This is a genomic window from Halioglobus sp. HI00S01 (assembly GCF_001635445.1).
GTDB classification, from domain to species: domain Bacteria; phylum Pseudomonadota; class Gammaproteobacteria; order Pseudomonadales; family Halieaceae; genus Halioglobus; species Halioglobus japonicus.
This window is the reverse complement of the sequence record NZ_LWEE01000215.1, coordinates 132,296-151,335: the sequence shown is the minus strand read 5'-3', so window position 1 is coordinate 151,335 and position 19,040 is coordinate 132,296. Positions and strand designations below refer to the sequence as shown.

Sequence of the window (19,040 nt, the reverse complement as noted above, 5' to 3'; positions counted from 1 at the left end):
GCGGGGTAACCCTGTGAAGAGATCCGCCCTTACGCTCATGATTCTGGCACTGGCGTCTGCCCAGGCCTGGTCGCAAATCTATAAAACCGTCGACGAGAACGGCAACGTCAGCTTTACCGACACCCCGCCGCCGGATTCCAACACCGAGCAGGTGCAATTGCAGCAGACCAACAGCACTGCCCCGCCACCCGATATTCCGGCTTACGGCACCTCTGCCACCGCCGCTGATACCGGAGCTGATGAATCGGCAGTACCCGTGGCGAGAATCACCGCACCAGAACAGGAAACCACGATACCCATGGGGCCTGGGAATTTCAGTGTCAGTGCCACGGTCAGCCCAGCACTGAGTAAAGGCCAGGCCATGCAACTACTCATGGACGGCGAGCCACAGGGCGAGCCACAGGCTGCCGGTTTCTGGGATCTCACCAATACATTCCGCGGCGCCCACGATCTGGAAGTCACCGTAGTCAGCCCCGACGGCGAGACGCTGTCCACCTCCGAGCCCTTGCGTGTCTATGTCATGCGCCCATCCATAAACTGATCGATGCTTCCTTCGCCCTGAAGTGGACATACCCCATCAAAGCGTGCACCATATTGGTGCTCGCAGTCATTAAGCCCCACCCCCACCGACACCGTTTGATCACTGCGTAAACCCAAAACCACTGAAAATCCGCCGAGAGTGAGCGGTCACATACCTGCGATGCACTAATTTCATGCATCCGAGCAATAAATTACTGCTTAAGGGCCAAAGTGGCGCTATTTTTGCTTTCGGTATATCGAATACAGTCGGCAACAACACGGACGTGCCGCTTCAGGACAGCAAATGCAGATTACGCGGGACATACTGGACAACCTCAGCACCTCAATTATCGCCCTCGATGGCGAGCTGAAGGTGGTCTCGCTCAACAGCTCATGCCAGGACTTGCTTGAGTCATCGGAGGGCCGAGCGCTCGGACAGCCCGTCGCCAAGTTGGTGGCCAACGCCGGGGCGCTCGTCGAAGCCCTGGAGCGGGTGCGCAACGAACGCAGCCCCACGTCACGGCGGGGNATGCCGCTATTGCTGCTCAGCGGCAAGGAAATCCAGACCGACCTGATCATGACGCCGGTGGGTGACGGCAGAGGCGACGTGAACCTGCTGCTGGAGTTGCAACCGGTAGACCGGCTGCTTAAGATCAGTCGCGAAGAGAGCCTGGTCAATGCCCAGGCCATTACCCAGGAAATGATTCGCGGCCTGGCACACGAGATTAAGAACCCGCTTGGCGGCGTCCGTGGCGCGGCCCAGTTACTCGCCCGCGAACTCCCCGATGAAGGACTGGCGGAGTACACCAACATTATCATCCGCGAGGCCGACCGCCTGCGCGACCTGGTCGATCGACTACTGGGACCCAATCAACAGCTGAAGAACAAGCCGCTCAATGTGCACGAGGTGCTCGAGTACGTGCGCAACCTGATTGTCGCCGAGTCCAACAACCAGCTGACACTGGCCAGGGACTACGACCCAAGCCTGCCGGAAATTTTTGGCGACCGCGCCCAGCTCGTGCAGGCGGTTCTCAACATCGTTCGCAATGCGCTGCAGGCCTGCGACGAAACAGTGCAGGCGAAAATTACCCTGCGCACACGCCCGCAACGCCAGTTCACGATCGGCACCACCCGCCATCGACTGTTGTGCCGTATGGACATAGAAGACAACGGCCCGGGCATACCGGCCGATATGCTACAGACCATCTTCATGCCTATGGTGACCGGTCGCGCCGAGGGCACAGGCCTGGGCCTGACGATTGCCCAATCGATCATTACCCGCCACGGCGGCCTGCTCGAGTGCAGCAGCGAGCCGGGCAAAACCCTATTCAGCATTTACCTACCAATGGAAACCCAACATGTATAAGCAGGCCAAAGTCTGGATCGTGGACGACGACAGCTCGATTCGCTGGGTTCTGGAGCGGGCCCTGAACCAGGCCGGTATCGACAACGAGAGTTTCGCCGACGGCGATCAGCTACTCCAACGTCTCGCCAACGACCAACCCGAGGTGATTATCAGCGATATCCGCATGCCGGGCATTGACGGCCTCGACCTGCTGGGCCGCATCAACAGCTCTCACCCGGAGCTGCCTGTCATCATTACCACGGCCCACTCCGACCTGGACAGCGCCGTGGCTTCCTACCAGCAGGGGGCCTTCGAATACCTGCCCAAGCCATTCGACCTGGATGAAGTCGTCGCGATTACCGAGCGCGCCCTGGCGCACGCCCGCGAAACCCGCCACGACCCCGCGCCACTGGCTGAGCTGCCCCAGACCGAAATCATTGGCGAAGCGCCGGCCATGCAAGAAGTCTTCCGCGCCATCGGCCGTCTCGCCCACAGCAATATCACCGTACTGATCAACGGCGAATCAGGCACCGGTAAAGAACTGGTGGCCCATGCCCTGCACCGGCACAGCCCCCGGGCAGCCAACCCATTCATTGCCCTGAATATGGCGGCAATCCCTCGCGAACTGATGGAGTCTGAATTATTCGGCCACGAGAAAGGCGCGTTTACCGGTGCCAATAACAAGCGCGAGGGCCGCTTCGAACAGGCCAACGGTGGCACCTTGTTCCTCGACGAGATCGGCGACATGCCGGCGGAAACCCAGACCCGCCTGCTGCGGGTACTGGCCGATGGTGAGTTCTATCGCGTCGGTGGCCACACCCCGGTCAAAGTCGACGTACGCATCATCGCCGCCACCCACCAGGACCTCGAGGCACTGGTGCGCAAAGGCGACTTCCGGGAAGACTTGTTTCACCGCCTGAACGTCATTCGAATCCACATTCCGAAACTCGCGGAACGCCGCGAGGATATTCCGCGCCTGATGCAGCACTTCTTTAACCGGGCCGCAGAGGAACTCGGTGGCGAGCCAAAGATTCTGCTGCCGGAGACCCAGGATTACCTGAGCTCACTGGAGTGGCCGGGCAATGTGCGGCAGCTGGAAAATACCTGCCGCTGGATTACCGTCATGGCCTCCGGCCGCGAGGTGCACCTGGCAGACCTGCCCCCCGAGCTGAGTAAAGATGTGGCCGAACAGGTCACCGAACGCGGTGACACCGACTGGAAGGATCTGCTGCAGCGCTGGGCCCGCAACGAGCTGATTCAGGGCAAGGACCACATCCTGCAACAGGCCACCCCCGCCTTCGAAAGAGTCATGATCGAAGTCGCCCTGCAGCATTCACAGGGGCGTAAACGCGATGCCGCGGAGTTGCTCGGCTGGGGGCGCAATACCCTGACCCGAAAAATGAAAGATCTGCAGATGTAGCCTGTGCGACCGGCCGCCGGTAGTATGCGGCCATGCTGCACATTGTCCTGTACCAACCTGAAATCCCGCCCAATACAGGCAATATCATGCGCCTGTGTGCCAACACAGGCTGCGCCCTGCACCTGATCGAACCACTGGGTTTTGATCTCGATGAAAAAAAGCTGCGCCGGGCGGGGCTGGACTATCGCGAATTTGCCGAGGTTAAAACCTATCCTCAGCTCGACGATTTTGTAGCGGCCTATCCGGAAGCCCGGCTCATGGGCATGACCACCAAAGGCTCCACCGCCTATCACCAGGTGACATACCAATCGGGGGATGCGCTGCTGTTTGGGCCAGAAACCCGCGGCCTGCCCGCTGAGATCCGCGATGCGCTGCCCGCCGGACAGCGGATTCGCATACCGATGCGCGAGAACAGCCGCAGCCTCAACCTGAGCAATGCTGCGGCCATCGTCACTTATGAGGCCTTGCGCCAGCTGGGGTTTGACGAGCTGGGCTAAGCGGCCACAAAAAAGGGGCCAAAAGGCCCCTTTTCATCAGCGAAAGTGCGTTGCTCTTAGTGAGCAGGCGCTTCCGCTTCACCGGCTTGTGCTGCCTGAGCCAGCGCTTGCTGGTACAGAGCATCGAAGTTAACCGGTGCCAGCATGACGGGCGGGAAACCGCCTTTCACACACAGCGTGTCGATGGCTTCACGCGCGTAGGGGAACAGAATGTTCGGCGACGCGGTACCCAGAACACGGCGCAGTTCTTCGCCTTCAAAGCCCTGGATGTTGAAGATACCTGCCTGCTGTACTTCCACCAGGAACGCTGTCTCTTCCTCGATTTTAGTGGTCACGGTGATAGACAGTACCACTTCGAAGTTGCCTTCATCGTCTACCTTGTCGCTCTTGGTGTTCAGGTCAACATTGACCTTGGGCTGCCAGGGCTTGCGGAACACTTCCGGCGTGGACGGAGACTCAAAAGAGATATCCTTGGTGTAGATGCGCTGCATCTGGAATTGGGGTTGAACCTGTTCGTCGGCCATGTTGCCGTCCTCCTTCGGTTTTATCTGTTAACGGCGCTTATGACACCAGTTGAAGTAATTCATCGAGTTTGCCCTGCCGTTCGAGCAGAGCCAGATCGTCGTAGCCGCCTACATGGCGATCACCGATCCATATTTGCGGCACCGTGCGGCGGCCGCTCTTTTCCATCATTTCCCTGCGCAGCTCCGGGTTCGCGTCGACACCGATGTCGGTGTATTCCACGTTCTTGCTGTCGAGCAGGAATCGGGCCCGGATGCAGTAGGGGCAGAACCGGGTGGTATACAGCGTAACTGCATTACTCATGCGCTTTATCCGTTATTAACCACAGGCAACTGGAGATTCTTCCACTCCATCATGCCGCCGGTCATGATATTCACCTTGGCATAGCCCTCAGCATTGAGCTTTTTGCCCACCGCGCCAGCGGATTGTCCCATCTTGCATACCAGTACAATGGGTTTGTCTCGGTAGTTTTCAAGGAGGCCGGTGTTATTCATGAGCTTGGTCGTGGGCACATGCATCGCATCGACGATATGTCCCGCGCGAAATTCCGCGGTATCGCGCAAATCCACGAACACGCCGTCTTCGGCGTTGACCAGGTTAATTGCCTGCTGTGGTGTCAGTGAGGTGCCTGATTTGCGGGTTTCGTGCATGAACAACATGATCACGACAGCCAGCAAGGCCGCCACCAGCAACCACTGCTGGGCCAGAAATTCGAAAAATAGAGCCATGGCTTTACTTCAATAAGTGCGCTGTGAACCCGCGCCGGACCAGGCCTGCGGGGGAATGCCAAAAGGCCGCAAGTATACAGCTTCATCCCCCCCGCAACCAGCCCCGGTAATCCTTGGCAAAACCAGCAACTGTGGGGCTCCCGGCGGTGCGCACAGCGAGCGGACAGGGTAAAATGCCGGCCTTTGATCCCCCACAGCCGGACCACCCATGAGCAATAGCCAGAAACAGCCCACCGTACTGATCATTCTCGATGGCTGGGGCCATCGCGAAGAGATTCAGGACAACGCCATCGCCAACGGCAACACCCCTGTGTGGGACCGCCTGTGGCGCGATGCGCCGCATACCCTGGTGTCTGGGTCCGGGCTCGATGTTGGTCTGCCAGCAGGCCAGATGGGCAACTCCGAGGTGGGCCATATGAGCCTCGGCTCGGGCCGGGTGATTTACCAGAACATTACCCGCATCGACCAGGCCATTAGCGACGGCAGCTTCGATACCAACCCAGCCTTCACCACGGCTATCGACAAAACTGTCGAAGGCGGCGGTGCCGTGCACCTGTTCGGTCTCCTATCACCGGGCGGTGTCCACAGCCATGAAGACCAGATATTTGCCGCCGTGCGCCTGGCGGCCAAACGCGGCGCCACCCGGGTGTACCTGCACGCCTTCCTGGATGGCCGCGACACGCCCCCGCGCAGTGCCGGACCCTCGCTGGAAAAAGCCGATGCCCTGTTTGCCGAGCTCGGCTGTGGCCGGGTCGCCAGCGTGTGCGGACGCTACTACGCCATGGACCGCGACAACCGCTGGGAGCGCATGGAAGATGCCTATCGCCTGCTGACTGAAGGCAGTGCCAACCACAGCGCAGCAAGCACCGCCGAGGGATTGGCAGCCGCCTATGAGCGCGATGAGACCGACGAATTCGTATTGCCCACCGTCATCCAGGCAGAGGGTGAGGCATCTGCCGCCATTGCCGACGGCGACTGTGTACTCTTTATGAATTTCCGCGCAGACCGCGCCCGGCAGATGACCCGCGCCTTCACCGAGGCGGATTTCGATGGCTTTGCCCGTGCCAGCATTCCCAAGCTGACCGCGTTTGTGACCACGACTGAATACGCCGCCGACATCGACGCCCCCGTGGCCTTTCCACCGGAGGCCCTCAGCAATGTGCTGGGCGACTACCTCGCCCAGCGCGACATGACCCAATTGCGGATCGCTGAAACCGAGAAGTACGCACACGTCACGTTTTTCTTCAGCGGCGGCCGTGAAGAGCTGTTCCCAGGTGAAGACCGCGAATTGATTCCCTCGCCGGACGTGGCCACCTACGACCTGCAACCCGAAATGAGTGCCCCGGAGCTGACCGACAAACTCACTGCTGCCATCCGCTCCGGCAAGTACGACCTGATCGTGTGCAACTATGCCAACGGCGATATGGTCGGCCACACCGGCGTGTACTCCGCCGCCGTCAAGGCCGTTGAGGCACTGGACCACTGCCTCGGCCAGGTGGAAGCCGCCCTGCAGGAAGTCGGTGGCCAGGCACTGGTAACCGCCGACCACGGCAACTGCGAGCAGATGATCGACTACGACTCGGGCCAGAACCACACCCAGCACACCACCGAGATGGTACCGCTGGTTTACATGGGGCCGCGCGACCTCGAGCTGGACGGCAAAGGCGGCATTCTCGCCGACATTGCCCCCACCCTGCTCGACCTGATGGGCCAGCCGCAGCCCGCCGAAATGACCGGGCGCAGCCTGGTGACAGGTGACGCACACTGAATCACCGACCCGCAAGCCGGTGGCTCACCGGCCTCCTGCTGGGGCTGGCGATAGCTCTATCGCCAGTTGCCTGGGCACAATCCGACGAGGAGCGCGCCAAGGCCCAGATGAAGGAGCTCAAGGCCGACATCTCGCGTATTAATCGCGAGATCATCTCCGCCAACTCCCGCCGCAACAAACTGCAGAGCCAGCTGCGCGAAGCAGAACTCGAGCAGGCCAGAATCCAGAAGGCCCTTGATGGGACCCAGGCCGACATTCGAAAACAGGAAGCACAGCTGGACGCATTGCGGGCCGAACAACAGACGCTGCGATCCGCGCTGGGCGAGCAACAGTCGCGCATTGCGGTGGAGTTGCGAACTGCCTGGCAAATGGGCCAGCAGGGGCAGCTGAAAGTGTTGCTCAATCAGGAGAGCCCCGACACCGTGGCACGGGTCATGGGCTACTACCGCTATTTCTTCCGCGCCCGTAACGAATTGCTCGAAGAGTACCGCCAGACTCTGGAGCAACTCGCCGCCAATGAGGCCAAGATCGACACCACCATTGCCACCCTGGAGCAGCGCTCCAGCGAACTGACCCGCCAGCAGGAACGGCTGGTGGCAGCGCAGGCAACCCGACAGCAGGCGGTCACCCAGCTCAATACCAGCATTGCCGACAAGGGCACTCAGCTGAAAAAGCTGGAGCAGGACCAACAGGAACTGCAACAACTGATCGACGCCATTGAAAAGGCAGTGGTCAATCTGGAAGTGCCTGAGAACTACCAGGCCTTTAAAGCGGCCCGGGGCAAGATGCCCTGGCCCGTATCAGGGCGCGCCAGCCACCGCTTTGGCAACGCCCGCAACCAGGGCAAGATGAAGTGGCAGGGGGTAAAAATTCCGGGCAAGGCCGGGACAGAGGTCAAGGCCATTCACCACGGCCGGGTGGTCTACGCCGACTGGTTACGGGGCATGGGACTGCTGCTGATTATCGATCATGGCGACGGCTATATGAGCCTCTACGCCCACAACCAGACGCTATTGCGCGAGGTGGGCGAATGGGTGACCGCCGGCACGGCCATCAGCACTCTGGGCGATAGCGGTGGCCTGGAACGTCCGGCGCTGTATTTTGAGATCCGCCACAACGGCAAACCGACCAATCCGGCCAAATGGTGCCGCCGTTAGGCAATGGGTTACACTACCGGGCCATAGGGATATGTGGCCCTGCGCCACCTGGCAGTTACGATGGCCTTTAAGAACACTCCAAGATTACTCGCGAGCGCCTGTTGTGCACTTTTTTTGACGCTTCCCGCGCACGCCGCTGTAGAAGAGAATGCGGCGCTACCCCTGGACGACCTGCGCACCTTCGCTGACGTCTACAACCAGATTCGGGTGGGTTACGTCGAGGACATCGACGACAGCACCCTGCTCGAATACGCCATTCAGGGCATGCTCATGGGGCTGGACCCTCACTCTGTGTACCTAACCAAGGACGCCTTCCAGGATTTACAAGACGCCACCAGCGGCGAGTTCACCGGGCTGGGTCTCGAAGTGGGCATGGAAGACGGCTACGTGAAAATCATCTCGCCGATCGACGGTTCACCCGCCTCCGAGGCCGGCCTGCAAAGCGGCGATGTCATCCTCAAGCTGGGCAATGCGCCGGTGAAAGGCATGAGCCTGCAGGAAGCTATCGAACTCATGCGCGGCCCCGCGGGCACCTCCATCGAATTGAGCATTGGCCGCCCCGGAGAAAGCCAGCCCTTCGAAGTAACCCTGACCCGTGATGTCATCAAGGTCGCCAGCGTACGCCAGCGCTGGCTTGAACCCGGCTACGGGTATATCCGCATTGCCCAGTTCCAGAGCGCTACCGGCGACGACGTGGCAGAGGCCCTGGACAAGCTGATGAACGAGCAGGATCTCAAGGGCCTGGTACTCGACCTGCGCAACAACCCTGGCGGCGTGTTGCGCTCCAGCGTCGACGTGGCCGGCTTGTTTATGGACGGTGGCACCGTGGTGTACACCGAGGGCAGGCTGCCCAACTCCGATCATCACTTCGACGCCAAGGCCACCGACACCACCGCCGGCGCACCGCTGGTCGTACTGATTAACGCAGGCTCTGCATCAGCCTCGGAAATTGTCGCCGGCGCCCTGCAGGATCACAGCCGCGCGGTCATTATGGGCACCCGCAGTTTCGGCAAGGGCTCGGTGCAAACCGTGCTGCCGATCTCCGAATCGCGGGCCGTCAAACTGACCACGGCGCTCTATTTCACCCCCAACGGCCGTTCAATCCAGGCTGAGGGGATTGAACCGGACATCGAGGTGGAACGCGCCCGCGTCACCGCGTATGAAAGCTCCCGTCGGGTATCCGAGGCCGATTTGTCCGGCCATCTGGATAACGCCAACGGCAACAGCAAGAAGAAAGCTGCGAAGAAACCTGCCAGTGAACTGCTGGCCCGGGACAACCAGCTTTACGAAGCGCTGACCCTGCTCAAAGGCATTAATATTTTGGGCATGCGGGCACAGCCCTCCGCCACTGACACGGCGGAGCAGGGTGAATCCTGAACGCCTGACAACCCTACTCGCCCTGCTAATTGCGCTGCTGGCCCTCCCCGGCCAGGCAGCGCCGCACTGGGCTGACGCCTGCCAGAGTCCACCGCCCACCGCCTTTGCCGCACCACAGCCGCGGGCCACCGTGGTGTTGATTATCGACGACATCGGCCATCAGTGGCGAAACGGCATGGCCATGGTTGAGCTCCCCGGCAAGGTGAACCTGGCGGTATTGCCGCACACCCCCCACGGCCGGGATCTGGCCGAGGCCGGCTTTGCCGCTGGCAAGGAAATCCTGTTGCACGCCCCCATGAGCAACCATCGCGGCATGGCACTCGGCCACGGGGGTCTGACCCCAACCCTGGCCCGGGACGACTTTGATCGCGCCCTCAGTGCGGCCATCGAAGACATTCCGCACCTGCGCGGTGTGAATAACCATATGGGGTCAGAGCTCACTGAAATGCCCCTGCAAATGGGCTGGGTCATGCAGACACTTCTCCGGCGTGAGCTGTACTTTGTCGACTCGCGCACCACCAGTGACAGTGTGGCCGCGCGCACTGCGGCCGCCTACAACGTGCCACACTTATCGCGCACAGTTTTTCTGGATAACGAGCGCAGTGCCGAGGCGATCGGCCAGCACTTTGAGGAACTGGTCGCCCTGGCAGAGCAGCGTGGCCTGGCGGTGGGCATTGGTCACCCCTACCGTGAAACAGCGGACTTCCTGCAACAGGCGATACCGGCGCTGGCATGCCGGGGCATAGCGCTGGCACTGGTGTCTGAGGTATTGGAAGAACAAGGTTCGCGCACTGCGCTGGCCGCCGATGCGAAGCCGGCGACGCTGCCATCAGAGGCGGACTTCGATCCCGCGCTCGGCCATATAGGCCTTGGCTTCGGGCACAGTGTGCTCACCGAAGTGGAAGATGCTGGCGGCGAGCACGGCGTCGGCACCGCCGAGCGTGATGCCCTCCACGAGGTGATCGAGATTCCCGACGCCACCTGAGGCAATCACTGGAATCTCGACAGCGTCGGTAATGGCGCGAGTCACGCCCAGCTCAAAACCGTTTTTGGTCCCGTCGCGATCCATGCTGGTCAGCAGAATCTCCCCGGCCCCGAGATCCGCCATCTTGCGCGCCCAGGCGACAGCATCGATACCCGTGGGCTTGCGCCCGCCGTGCGTGAAAATCTCGTAGCGCGGCTCGCCGTCAACGTCGTCCACGCGCTTGGCATCAATCGCCACCACAATGCACTGCGACCCAAACCGCAGGGCTGATTCACGCACCAGTTCCGGGTTGTGAATGGCGGCGGTGTTAATGCTGACCTTGTCGGCCCCGGCATTGAGCATGGTGCGGATATCGTCCACGGTGCGAATACCACCGCCCACGGTCAGCGGGATAAATACGTTCTCCGCAATCTGCTCTACCGTATGGACAGTGGTGTCGCGGCCCTCGTGGCTGGCGGTAATGTCGAGGAAGGTGATCTCGTCGGCGCCTTGTTCGTTGTAGCGAATCGCCACTTCCACGGGGTCGCCAGCGTCACGGATATCGACAAAATTGACGCCTTTCACCACACGCCCGTTCTCGACATCGAGACAGGGAATAATTCGTTTCGCCAGACCCATAACGACTCCTCAGCGCTGGCCGTCCCAGGCCAGAAAGTTTTTCAGCAATTTGAGGCCCGCAGTGTGGCTCTTCTCGGGATGGAACTGGGTGGCGAACAGGTTGTCGCGGGCCAGCGCGGCATCGGCGGCGACGCCATAGTCCAGCGCCCCAACCACCAGCTCGCGGTCATTGGCTAGTACATAGTAGCTGTGGACGAAGTAAAACCGGGTGCCGTCTTCAATGCCCTGCCAGAGCGGGTGATCGCGGGTTTGGCGCACCTCGTTCCAGCCCATGTGCGGCACTTTCAGGCGCTCGCCATCGGCAGAGGTCAGCGGGTTGCCAAAGTAACGCACCTGGCCGTCGACCAGGTTCAGGCAGTCAACGCCGTTGTTTTCCTCGGAATGACCCAGAAGCGCCTGCATACCCACGCAGATAGCCAGCACCGGCTTGTGCTGTTCCAGCAGCGCATCTGCCAGCAGTTTGTCGCATTCGAGGCGGCGGATTTCCGCCATGCAATCGCGCATGGCACCCACACCGGGAAAAACTACCCGGTCGGCCTGGCGAATCTGCTCGGCATCGTGGGTGACCACGACTTTATCAGCGCCCACGTGCTCGAGTGCGCTCGCTACCGAGTGCAGATTACCCATGCCGTAATCGATAACGGCAACGACACCACTCATGGAATTACCTCAGAGTACGCCTTTGGTGGATGGGGTGACACCGGCCATCCGCGGATCTTCGGACAGGGCCATGCGCATGGCGCGACCGAAGGCTTTGAAGATCGTCTCGGCCTGGTGATGGGTATTGTCACCACGCAGGTTGTCCACGTGCAGGGTGACTGCGGCGTGGTTCACAAAGCCCTGGAAGAACTCCATGAACAGATCCACGTCAAACCCGCCTACGGTGGCGCGGGTGAACTCCACGTTAAACGTCAGCCCGGGGCGGCCGGAAAAGTCGATCACCACCCGTGACAGCGCTTCATCCAGCGGGCAATAGGCGTGGCCGTAGCGCATGATGCCTTTCTTGTCGCCCACCGCCTGAGCAAAGGCCTGGCCCAGCGTGATACCGATGTCTTCCACCGTGTGGTGGTCATCGATGTGCAGATCGCCCACCGCTTTGATATCGAGATCCATGAGACCGTGGCGCGCAATCTGGTCGAGCATGTGCTCGAGGAACGGAATTCCCGTGTCCAGATTAGCCACACCGGTACCGTCCAGGTTCACCGCAGCGGTGATCTGAGTTTCCAGTGTGTTACGTTCTACAGCGGCCTTGCGCTCAGCCATGGTGCTCTCCCAAGCAGAATTAACGGGGCCAACCCCCGCATCGGGCGGCCATTATAAGGGAACAAGTGCTTGAATTCACTGGCAGAAATACCCCTCCACCGGTACCCTTGCGGGCACCATGTCGACACCCGAATTCGCGCAAAAAGTCCTCACCTGGTTCGACCAGCACGGCCGTCATGACCTGCCCTGGCAGGAAGACACCACCCCTTACCGGGTGTGGGTGTCGGAAATCATGCTGCAGCAAACCCAGGTGAAAACCGTCATCCCCTACTTTCACCGCTTTATGAGCGCCTTCCCCACGGTGGAGGACCTGGCGGCCGCGGAAGAAGATGAAGTCCTGCACCTGTGGACCGGGCTGGGCTATTACGCGAGGGCGCGCAATCTGCACAAGGCCGCGCGTCAGGTGGCGCAGGAACTGGACGGCGTGTTCCCGGATTCAGTAGAGGGCCTGGAAGCCCTGCCCGGCATCGGCCGCTCCACCGCCGGCGCGATTCTAAGCATTTCAAGTGGCCAGCGGGCCACTATTCTCGATGGCAACGTTAAACGGGTGCTGGCGCGCTACGCGGCCGTGGCCGGCTGGCCCGGCAAAACGGCGGTGCACGATGAGCTCTGGCGTATTGCCGACCGCTACACACCGCACGAACGCTGCGCCGACTACACCCAGGCGATGATGGACCTGGGCGCCACGCTCTGCACTCGCACCCGGCCAAGCTGCCCGCAATGCCCGCTACAGACCGAATGTGAGGCCCATGCCCTGGGCCGTGAGACAGATTTTCCGGGCAAGAAACCCAGGAAAGCCATCCCGGTGCGCACCACCCGCTTTCTCATGCTGCGCAATGCCAGCGGCGATCTGTGGCTGGAAAAAAGGCCCTCACCCGGGATATGGGGCGGCTTGTGGTGCTTCCCTGAATCCCCCGACCTCACGCCAGAAGCCAGCGTGCTCGATCTCACTGGCCTGGCACCGGCATCTATCGAGCCGTGGCCCGTGTTCCGGCATACCTTCAGCCACTACCACCTGGATATCGAGCCGCTACTGGTCCAACTCGATACCAGCCCGGCTGCAATCATGGAAGCAGACCGGCAGCTCTGGTATAACGTGCGCCAACCGCCCCAGATCGGGCTCGCGGCACCCGTGGTCGGGCTGCTGCAACAATTGACCGCCCAGGAGTAAGCGATGTCCCGCACCGTATTCTGCAAGAAGTACCAGGAAGAGCTGGAAGGCCTGAATGCGCCGCCCTACCCCGGCCCCAAGGGTCAGGAGATCTTCGAAAACGTCTCCAAGAAAGCCTGGCAGGACTGGCAGGAACACCAGACCATGCTGATTAATGAGAAGCACTTGTCACTGGTCGACCCCGAAGCGCGCAAATACCTGCAGCAGGAAATGGACAAGTTTTTTGCCGGTGAGGACTACGACAAGGCCGAGGGTTACGTACCCCCCTCAGAGTAGGCCCAGAAGCCCTGGAAATACCCTTGACTCCGGGGATTCATACAGGTTTAATACGCGCCTCTCGCGAATAGCGACTTGGCCCGGATAGCTCAGTTGGTAGAGCAGGGGATTGAAAATCCCCGTGTCGGCAGTTCGATTCTGTCTCCGGGCACCATACTTTGAAAAAGCCTCGTCAGTCATGACGGGGCTTTTTTGTTTATCCCAGCCAGAAGCCCCTACTCCCGATCAGCCGGATGGTTTACACCATCATAAGTCGGGATTCCCTCGATCTTTAAAGGGTTGATTCCTTCCAGGCACGCCACATTAAACCCGTACTGCTCAGGGTTTGATCTGCGTTGGTGGTGGGTGTAGATGCCACACTGACTGCAAAAATAATGTTTCGCCGTGCAGGTATTGAACTGATACAGGATGAGCGCATCTTCGCCACGAAGAATATTAATGCCCGACAGTGGCACCGAGGCTGCGATAGCGCCCCGGCGGCGGCACAGGGAGCAGTCGCAGCGGCGCACATCCACCAGGCCGTCAGGCAGGCTCAGCTCAATTTCAACAGCGCCGCAGTGACAACTTGCTGTGTGCCTGGCCTTAATTTCGACACCATCGACTTCTTTGAAGTTAAGAGGCATATATCACTCCTTTTGTTGCTAGAGTCTCAGCGGCTACGACCGATGGCGGGCCTCATCTACTAATTACTACTACTCGCCTGTGTAATTGTGTCAGCTATTCACAGGTCCAGCGAGAACCTCAGCGAGTCCTTGTGTTGATTACCGTTCTCCATCACCGGATCGGCATGATGTAGGCTGAGCTGCCCATTCATTTGAAAAGTTGCATAAGTATAAGGATGCCACCCGCCCAAGATGTAAACCAAACGAGTGTACGTAGATAGGTGATACCCGCAGTGTAGACGGCTACATAGACAACCCTGCTCCAAAAGAAAATAGTCGAACCAAGAGCGGTCATCTCATTGGCTTTACCTGAGATATGAGCCACGATCACTAAAATAGCAAATGCTGTGAGGCTTTCCATGAGATTGGAGTGAGCCTGAACTGCACGTTGCGTCCAAGCTGGAACAGCCAACTCAGTATCGCGGTTTCCTGCACTCCAACTAAAACCGCCTGGCTGTAATGATCTGCCTGCTCCATAAATGAAAGGCATAAATAAGCCAATGAAAGCTGTAAAGATAAGCATCCATAGATCAGTAGTCATAAATCCCTCAAATAGTAAATTTTGAGCCTAACAGCTAGGTATATGAGAAAGTCAGTGTGCTTTAAATATCCTTTTCAATGTGAAGGGCAGCTTTGTGAACGTTATCTGCCCTCAAACTTACGTCATTCCCCAGGGGCAGCTAAGGGGCCAATAGCGGACGTCGGGCAAACTCCCTCGTTGCCGGCTTTGGTCTTATAGATCATATCGCTCCGGCGCAGGGTGATAAAACCGGGACTTCGCGTTTTTGAGCTACCACCACACCCGTGCTGGCGCGAAGCCAGCCAAGGACACAAGTGCTGGTCCAACAGAGAACACTCACAGGCTCAATGGGCGATTCAAGATCCCCCAGCGCGTGCGGAAGAGCGGGTGTTAGATCATTGCTCTATACAAAGCAGGCGCGAGTTGCTTGAACAGTCGCTAATAAATCCGCGGGAAAGACCGGTGAAAAAATTGCCGTAGAATTGTGAGTTGGCTTCTGACGATGACGGGAAGGTTAGAGCGGGGTCATTGCTAGTGTAGTTGCTGCAATCACTGAAAAAGGGATCAAGGGATGGCGCATAAGTATCGGGTCCAAGACTGTTCGACCAAAAAAATAATCTGCTATCGTCGGGGAGTATGGTGCCGCGTTCGTCGTAAATGACAGTAGGGAATAGCTCCCAGAAGGCGGGGCCGCGTATCAAAGCGCCTCCCGTCGACGCTACAATGTCCCCGTTAGTCCTGTAAAACGGTACGCCTACAGCATCCAAGCTACCGTACCTGTCATTGAACGTGAGCCCCTCCGAGGATAAATAAGCGAAGAACTCGCCTGGTAAATTGGCCTCGGTGGCAAGGGCGTTGCACTTCGCGTCCGCTCCTTCGATACCTGAGCCCTGACCATTCTCCCGCAAGTCGCCCGTGTAAGTCTGGCTGGTCACAAAAAGGACTTTTTGCGTTTCCGAGGCACAGGCGTTGTCGATCATGCAGCTATCACCAGCTTCAAGTATCTGGCCGGACGCGCACTCATTAGCTGGGTCCTGCGAAAGACAACTGGATTCAATGCTTATGACATCTAGCTTCAGTGCCACACCTGAGGTATTACTTATTTCTACCTGGCCGACAGGTAGATCAATTTCCCCGCCTTCAGGGTTGTCCAGCTCAAGCATACTCGCCAATGCCTGGGGAATGTTCAGGCTGCCCAGTGCGCTCAGGGTTAGACCCGCCCCCAATAACATCACACTCAATAATTTACGCCCCTGCGGGCCGCGCAATGCGCGATAACCTATCACCGCCATGAAAACGCCAAGCGGTACCAACAGTAGCGAAGGAATCGACACGGGCACTGCCGGTGCGACCGAATCAACGGGAGTCGGAGCAGCGGTCACTGACGCAGGCCCATATGTCAGGGTACCGCTTGTTTGCGCGAATGCGACCGAAGAGAGGGTCAGCGATGAAATCGCCGCCCATGCGTGCTTGATGCTCATGCTATCGCCCCTGTTTGCCATCTTGTTTTGTATAGAAATTCTGACTTACCAGCGCTTGGTTGTCGAGTAACTGCTAGATCTACTTTCACTTCGCTGACCCTCTCAGGCTACCTGATCACGCGACAGAAATGAGCTGGCATCCGGTTCAAAAATACGAACCATAATAAAGGTCTCTGCATTATGATCATTACACACGAATTTAAGAAGCACTGGGCGCTATTTTTTGAGCGGTGAGGATGTTTGTCTGGTGCACAATTCGCGTCCGCTTTGTGGACGAAAGCGGACCTTCACAGGTTGTGTCCTCTTACCCAAAGTCAGGCAATAGCTATTCACGCTGATGTAGTGGCAGACACTAGCGTGCTCCGTAGATCACGACAAATATCGTTATCGATTAGCGTCAATCATCTCCAGCACTGCCTGCAGCACCTCCTCAGGCGCCTCAACCTGGGGGTAGTGGCCCACATTGGGGAGACGCACCGTGTCGGGGTTGGGAATCAGCGCCTCGTAACGGTCCACAAGATGCCCGCCGGAGACGGGATCCAGCACGCCGTCGGTCAACCGTATCGGGATAGTTGCCTGCTGCAGTGCCCCTACCCAACGCCCGCGATTGGCGCGGCGCTCGGTCATATAGTGAATTAACCGGTGCATAACCTTGTGGCCGTCCTTGTGCTGCATCATCTCCCAGAATTCGTCGATCTCCTGCTCGCTGGGTGGTGTGTTCGGACCAAACACTTTGGTGAGATTCTTGGCAAGTGTGCCGCGCTTCATGAACTTGACCAGCAGCCCACCCAGCGGGCTTACCAATACCTTTTGCATGAACACCGCATGATGGGTCTCGGGAAACAAACCACCGTTAAGGAGATTGAGTGTTTTCATCTGGAACGCCAGTGAGCCCTCGTTCTGACGCGCCAACAGTTCCTGCGCCACCGTGTCACCGTAGTCGTGGGCCAGTACGTGGCAGCTGCTTACCTCAAGTTGGGCCAGCAAAGTGCAGTAGATATCGGCCTGGGTGAATATGCTGTAAGGCTGTTGCGGCTTATCACTGTAGCCAAAGCCGAGCATGTCCAGGGTAATGCAGCGAAACCGTGAGGTGAGCTCAGGCCAGATCTTGATCCAGTCCCAGCTGGCGGTGGGGTAGCCATGAATCAGCAGTAAGGGTTCACCCTCACCTTCGACTCGATAGAAGATCTGGTGCCCTGCGTGCTCAAAATACTGGCCGCTGTCGCGCCACTGGTGAAGGTTCATGTAGCTATACCTGCCAAGTCTGTTGTTTTATTCTGGGTGTCAGTACTTTGCCGTCACTGACAGCGCGTTCAGCTGCAGCAGCATACCAATAAAACTTCGCTACGAGGAGCGCGTTCACTCAAGCAGAGGTTTGCGGCTCAGTCCACAGCTATTCACCCAACGCCAGAGGGAAGACTATGCAGAATATCTACAAGCTCCTGGGAGCACTGGTGCTGGGCAGCGCATTGCCCCTCCAGGCAGCGCCACTGGACAACGCGGCACTCGTAGCGCACTACCAACACCTGCACCGCAATCCCGAACTATCGCTGCAGGAAGAACAAACCGCCGCCTATCTTGCCGCAGAACTCAAGCGTATGGGCTATGCCATCAGCACCGGCATTGGCGGCCACGGTATCGTCGCCCTACTGGAGAACGGCGAGGGCCCCACGCTGATGTTTCGCGCCGATATGGATGGCCTGCCGATACCCGAGGCCACCGGCCTGCCCTATGCGAGCCAGGCAACCGGCGTTATCCCCTCCGGTGATGAAGTGCGGGTCATGCACGGCTGCGGCCACGACGTTCACATGACGGTGCTGCTCGGCGTTGCCAGCCAACTGGCCGAACGCCGCGACGAATGGCAGGGCACGCTTATGCTGGTGGGCCAGCCTGCCGAAGAAGTGGGCAAGGGCGCCAAAGCCATGCTCGAAGACGGTCTGTTCGAGCGCTTCCCACTACCGGAGGTCAACCTCGCCCTGCACGTCAGCGCCGGTCTACCCGCCGGAAAAATTGCCTGGGTAAGCGGCTACGCCATGGCCAACGTCGACTCCGTGGATGTGAGTGTTTATGGCCAGGGCGGTCATGGCGCCTACCCGCATAAAACCAAAGATCCGGTAGTCATGGCGGCGCAAATCGTCACCACCCTACAAACCATTATCAGCCGCGAGATCTCGCCGCTGGACTCGGCTGTTATTACGGTCGGATCAATTCACGGCGGTACCAAGCACAACATCATCTCTGACGAGGTGAAGCTGCAACTCACGGTGCGCAGCTATTCCGATGAATCCCGCGCTTACCTGCTCAAGCGGATTGAGGAAATCAGCCAGGGCGTCGCGCGCACCGCGGGCATGCCCGAAGACAGGCTGCCACTGGTGGAGGTCAAGGATGAATACACCCCGGCGGTATACAACAACCCGGAGCTGGTAGCACAGGTTGTGCCGCTACTGGAGCAGAGTCTGGGGGCAGACGCGGTCATCAAGACAAGCCCGGTCATGGGCGGTGAAGACTTTGCCCGCTACGGGCGCACCGAACACGCCATTCCGGGTAGCCTGATGTGGTTGGGTGCGGTGAAACCTGCCGACTATGCCGCTTCGGAGCGCGGGGAGCTGTCGCTCCCCAGCCTGCATTCAGCAAAGTTTGCTCCGGATGCTGCACCGGCTATCGACACGGGCGTACAGGCAGTCACTGACACACTACTGGGGCTGTTCAAGCCCTGATGGAGAGCGGGGCT

Annotated in this window: 20 protein-coding genes, 1 tRNA gene and 1 pseudogene; 12 read left to right on the top strand and 10 right to left on the bottom strand. The window is 59.1% G+C overall.

The window, feature by feature from the left end; genetic code table 11:
- Nucleotides 1-13: 13 nt before the first annotated feature.
- The 4 genes from A3709_RS16640 (at nt 14) to trmL (ending at nt 3,781) form a co-directional block, all read left to right on the top strand.
- Nucleotides 14-541 (top strand): DUF4124 domain-containing protein, encoded by a 528-nt coding sequence (locus A3709_RS16640; protein WP_156507814.1) that lies wholly within the window; start codon nt 14-16, stop codon nt 539-541.
- Between the two features lie 282 nt (nt 542-823).
- The gene (gene glnL, locus A3709_RS16635) at nt 824-1,885 is read left to right on the top strand and encodes a nitrogen regulation protein NR(II) (protein WP_066057102.1); all 1,062 of its coding nucleotides are present in this window, start codon (nt 824-826) and stop codon (nt 1,883-1,885) included.
- Complete coding sequence (gene ntrC / locus A3709_RS16630) at nt 1,878-3,284, top strand: nitrogen regulation protein NR(I) (protein ID WP_066057098.1); 1,407 nt, start codon at nt 1,878-1,880, stop codon at nt 3,282-3,284. Before glnL ends, ntrC begins: the two co-directional genes overlap by 8 nt.
- 32 nt (nt 3,285-3,316) lie before the next feature.
- The gene (trmL, locus tag A3709_RS16625; protein WP_066057095.1) at nt 3,317-3,781 is read left to right on the top strand and encodes a tRNA (uridine(34)/cytosine(34)/5-carboxymethylaminomethyluridine(34)-2'-O)-methyltransferase TrmL; all 465 of its coding nucleotides are present in this window, start codon (nt 3,317-3,319) and stop codon (nt 3,779-3,781) included.
- Nucleotides 3,782-3,837: 56 nt separating this feature from the next.
- On the opposite strand, the gene secB is transcribed toward trmL, so the two are convergent.
- The 3 genes from secB to A3709_RS16610 are packed head-to-tail and all read right to left on the bottom strand — an operon-like array spanning nt 3,838 to nt 5,031.
- Nucleotides 3,838-4,305: a protein-export chaperone SecB gene (gene secB, locus A3709_RS16620; protein ID WP_066057092.1), complete on the bottom strand. Its 468-nt coding sequence runs from the start codon at nt 4,303-4,305 to the stop codon at nt 3,838-3,840.
- Between the two features lie 37 nt (nt 4,306-4,342).
- Nucleotides 4,343-4,606 carry a glutaredoxin 3 gene (gene grxC, locus A3709_RS16615; protein WP_066057089.1) on the bottom strand — a complete coding sequence of 88 codons (264 nt, stop codon included), beginning with the start codon at nt 4,604-4,606 and terminating at the stop codon, nt 4,343-4,345.
- A gap of 5 nt (nt 4,607-4,611) precedes the next feature.
- Entirely contained in the window at nt 4,612-5,031 is a 420-nt protein-coding gene (locus A3709_RS16610; protein ID WP_066057086.1) for a rhodanese-like domain-containing protein, read from the bottom strand.
- A 208-nt stretch (nt 5,032-5,239) separates the two neighbouring features.
- Between A3709_RS16610 and gpmI the strand changes: the two genes are divergently transcribed.
- From gpmI to A3709_RS24605, 4 genes and pseudogenes are all read left to right on the top strand, one after another.
- On the top strand, nt 5,240-6,799 hold the full coding sequence (gene gpmI / locus A3709_RS16605; RefSeq protein ID WP_066057084.1) for a 2,3-bisphosphoglycerate-independent phosphoglycerate mutase: 1,560 nt from the start codon (nt 5,240-5,242) through the stop codon (nt 6,797-6,799).
- 107 nt (nt 6,800-6,906) lie between these two features.
- A complete protein-coding gene (locus A3709_RS16600; protein ID WP_082850163.1) occupies nt 6,907-7,956 on the top strand; it encodes a murein hydrolase activator EnvC in 1,050 nt (349 codons plus the stop codon).
- Between the two features lie 60 nt (nt 7,957-8,016).
- On the top strand, nt 8,017-9,333 hold the full coding sequence (locus A3709_RS16595; RefSeq protein WP_066057452.1) for a S41 family peptidase: 1,317 nt from the start codon (nt 8,017-8,019) through the stop codon (nt 9,331-9,333).
- Nucleotides 9,323-10,090: pseudogene (locus tag A3709_RS24605) on the top strand (divergent polysaccharide deacetylase family protein); the annotation flags it as partial. The gene A3709_RS16595 and the pseudogene A3709_RS24605, both read left to right, overlap by 11 nt.
- A gap of 72 nt (nt 10,091-10,162) precedes the next feature.
- On the opposite strand, the gene hisF reads toward A3709_RS24605, so the two are convergent.
- Genes hisF through hisB form a run of 3 tightly spaced genes read right to left on the bottom strand, consistent with a single transcriptional unit; the run spans nt 10,163 to nt 12,199 of the window.
- Nucleotides 10,163-10,936, bottom strand: coding sequence for an imidazole glycerol phosphate synthase subunit HisF (gene hisF, locus A3709_RS16585; RefSeq protein ID WP_066057076.1), 774 nt, complete (start codon nt 10,934-10,936; stop codon nt 10,163-10,165).
- A gap of 9 nt (nt 10,937-10,945) precedes the next feature.
- Nucleotides 10,946-11,596: an imidazole glycerol phosphate synthase subunit HisH gene (hisH, locus tag A3709_RS16580; RefSeq protein ID WP_066057073.1), complete on the bottom strand. Its 651-nt coding sequence runs from the start codon at nt 11,594-11,596 to the stop codon at nt 10,946-10,948.
- Between the two features lie 9 nt (nt 11,597-11,605).
- On the bottom strand, nt 11,606-12,199 hold the full coding sequence (hisB, locus tag A3709_RS16575) for an imidazoleglycerol-phosphate dehydratase HisB (protein ID WP_066057070.1): 594 nt from the start codon (nt 12,197-12,199) through the stop codon (nt 11,606-11,608).
- A 118-nt stretch (nt 12,200-12,317) separates the two neighbouring features.
- On the opposite strand from hisB, the gene mutY reads away from it, so the two are divergent.
- The 3 genes from mutY (at nt 12,318) to A3709_RS16560 (ending at nt 13,800) form a co-directional block, all read left to right on the top strand.
- Nucleotides 12,318-13,370 carry an A/G-specific adenine glycosylase gene (gene mutY, locus A3709_RS16570; protein ID WP_066057068.1) on the top strand — a complete coding sequence of 351 codons (1,053 nt, stop codon included), beginning with the start codon at nt 12,318-12,320 and terminating at the stop codon, nt 13,368-13,370.
- Nucleotides 13,371-13,373: 3 nt separating this feature from the next.
- Nucleotides 13,374-13,646 (top strand): oxidative damage protection protein, encoded by a 273-nt coding sequence (locus A3709_RS16565; protein ID WP_066057065.1) that lies wholly within the window; start codon nt 13,374-13,376, stop codon nt 13,644-13,646.
- Nucleotides 13,647-13,724: 78 nt separating this feature from the next.
- Nucleotides 13,725-13,800: transfer RNA gene (locus A3709_RS16560), tRNA-Phe, on the top strand.
- A gap of 61 nt (nt 13,801-13,861) precedes the next feature.
- Here A3709_RS16560 and A3709_RS16555 read toward each other — a convergent pair.
- The 4 genes from A3709_RS16555 to A3709_RS16535 form a co-directional block, all read right to left on the bottom strand.
- Nucleotides 13,862-14,269 carry a GFA family protein gene (locus A3709_RS16555; protein ID WP_066057062.1) on the bottom strand — a complete coding sequence of 136 codons (408 nt, stop codon included), beginning with the start codon at nt 14,267-14,269 and terminating at the stop codon, nt 13,862-13,864.
- Nucleotides 14,270-14,456: 187 nt separating this feature from the next.
- Nucleotides 14,457-14,849 (bottom strand): MAPEG family protein, encoded by a 393-nt coding sequence (locus tag A3709_RS16550; protein ID WP_066057059.1) that lies wholly within the window; start codon nt 14,847-14,849, stop codon nt 14,457-14,459.
- Between the two features lie 374 nt (nt 14,850-15,223).
- Nucleotides 15,224-16,309: a midcut-by-XrtH protein gene (locus A3709_RS16545; protein ID WP_197484256.1), complete on the bottom strand. Its 1,086-nt coding sequence runs from the start codon at nt 16,307-16,309 to the stop codon at nt 15,224-15,226.
- Nucleotides 16,310-16,693: 384 nt separating this feature from the next.
- The gene (locus tag A3709_RS16535; RefSeq protein WP_066057053.1) at nt 16,694-17,554 is read right to left on the bottom strand and encodes an alpha/beta fold hydrolase; all 861 of its coding nucleotides are present in this window, start codon (nt 17,552-17,554) and stop codon (nt 16,694-16,696) included.
- Nucleotides 17,555-17,730: 176 nt separating this feature from the next.
- Between A3709_RS16535 and A3709_RS16530 the strand changes: the two genes are divergently transcribed.
- Nucleotides 17,731-19,026 (top strand): M20 family metallopeptidase, encoded by a 1,296-nt coding sequence (locus A3709_RS16530; RefSeq protein ID WP_066057051.1) that lies wholly within the window; start codon nt 17,731-17,733, stop codon nt 19,024-19,026.
- Nucleotides 19,027-19,040 lie beyond the last annotated feature (14 nt).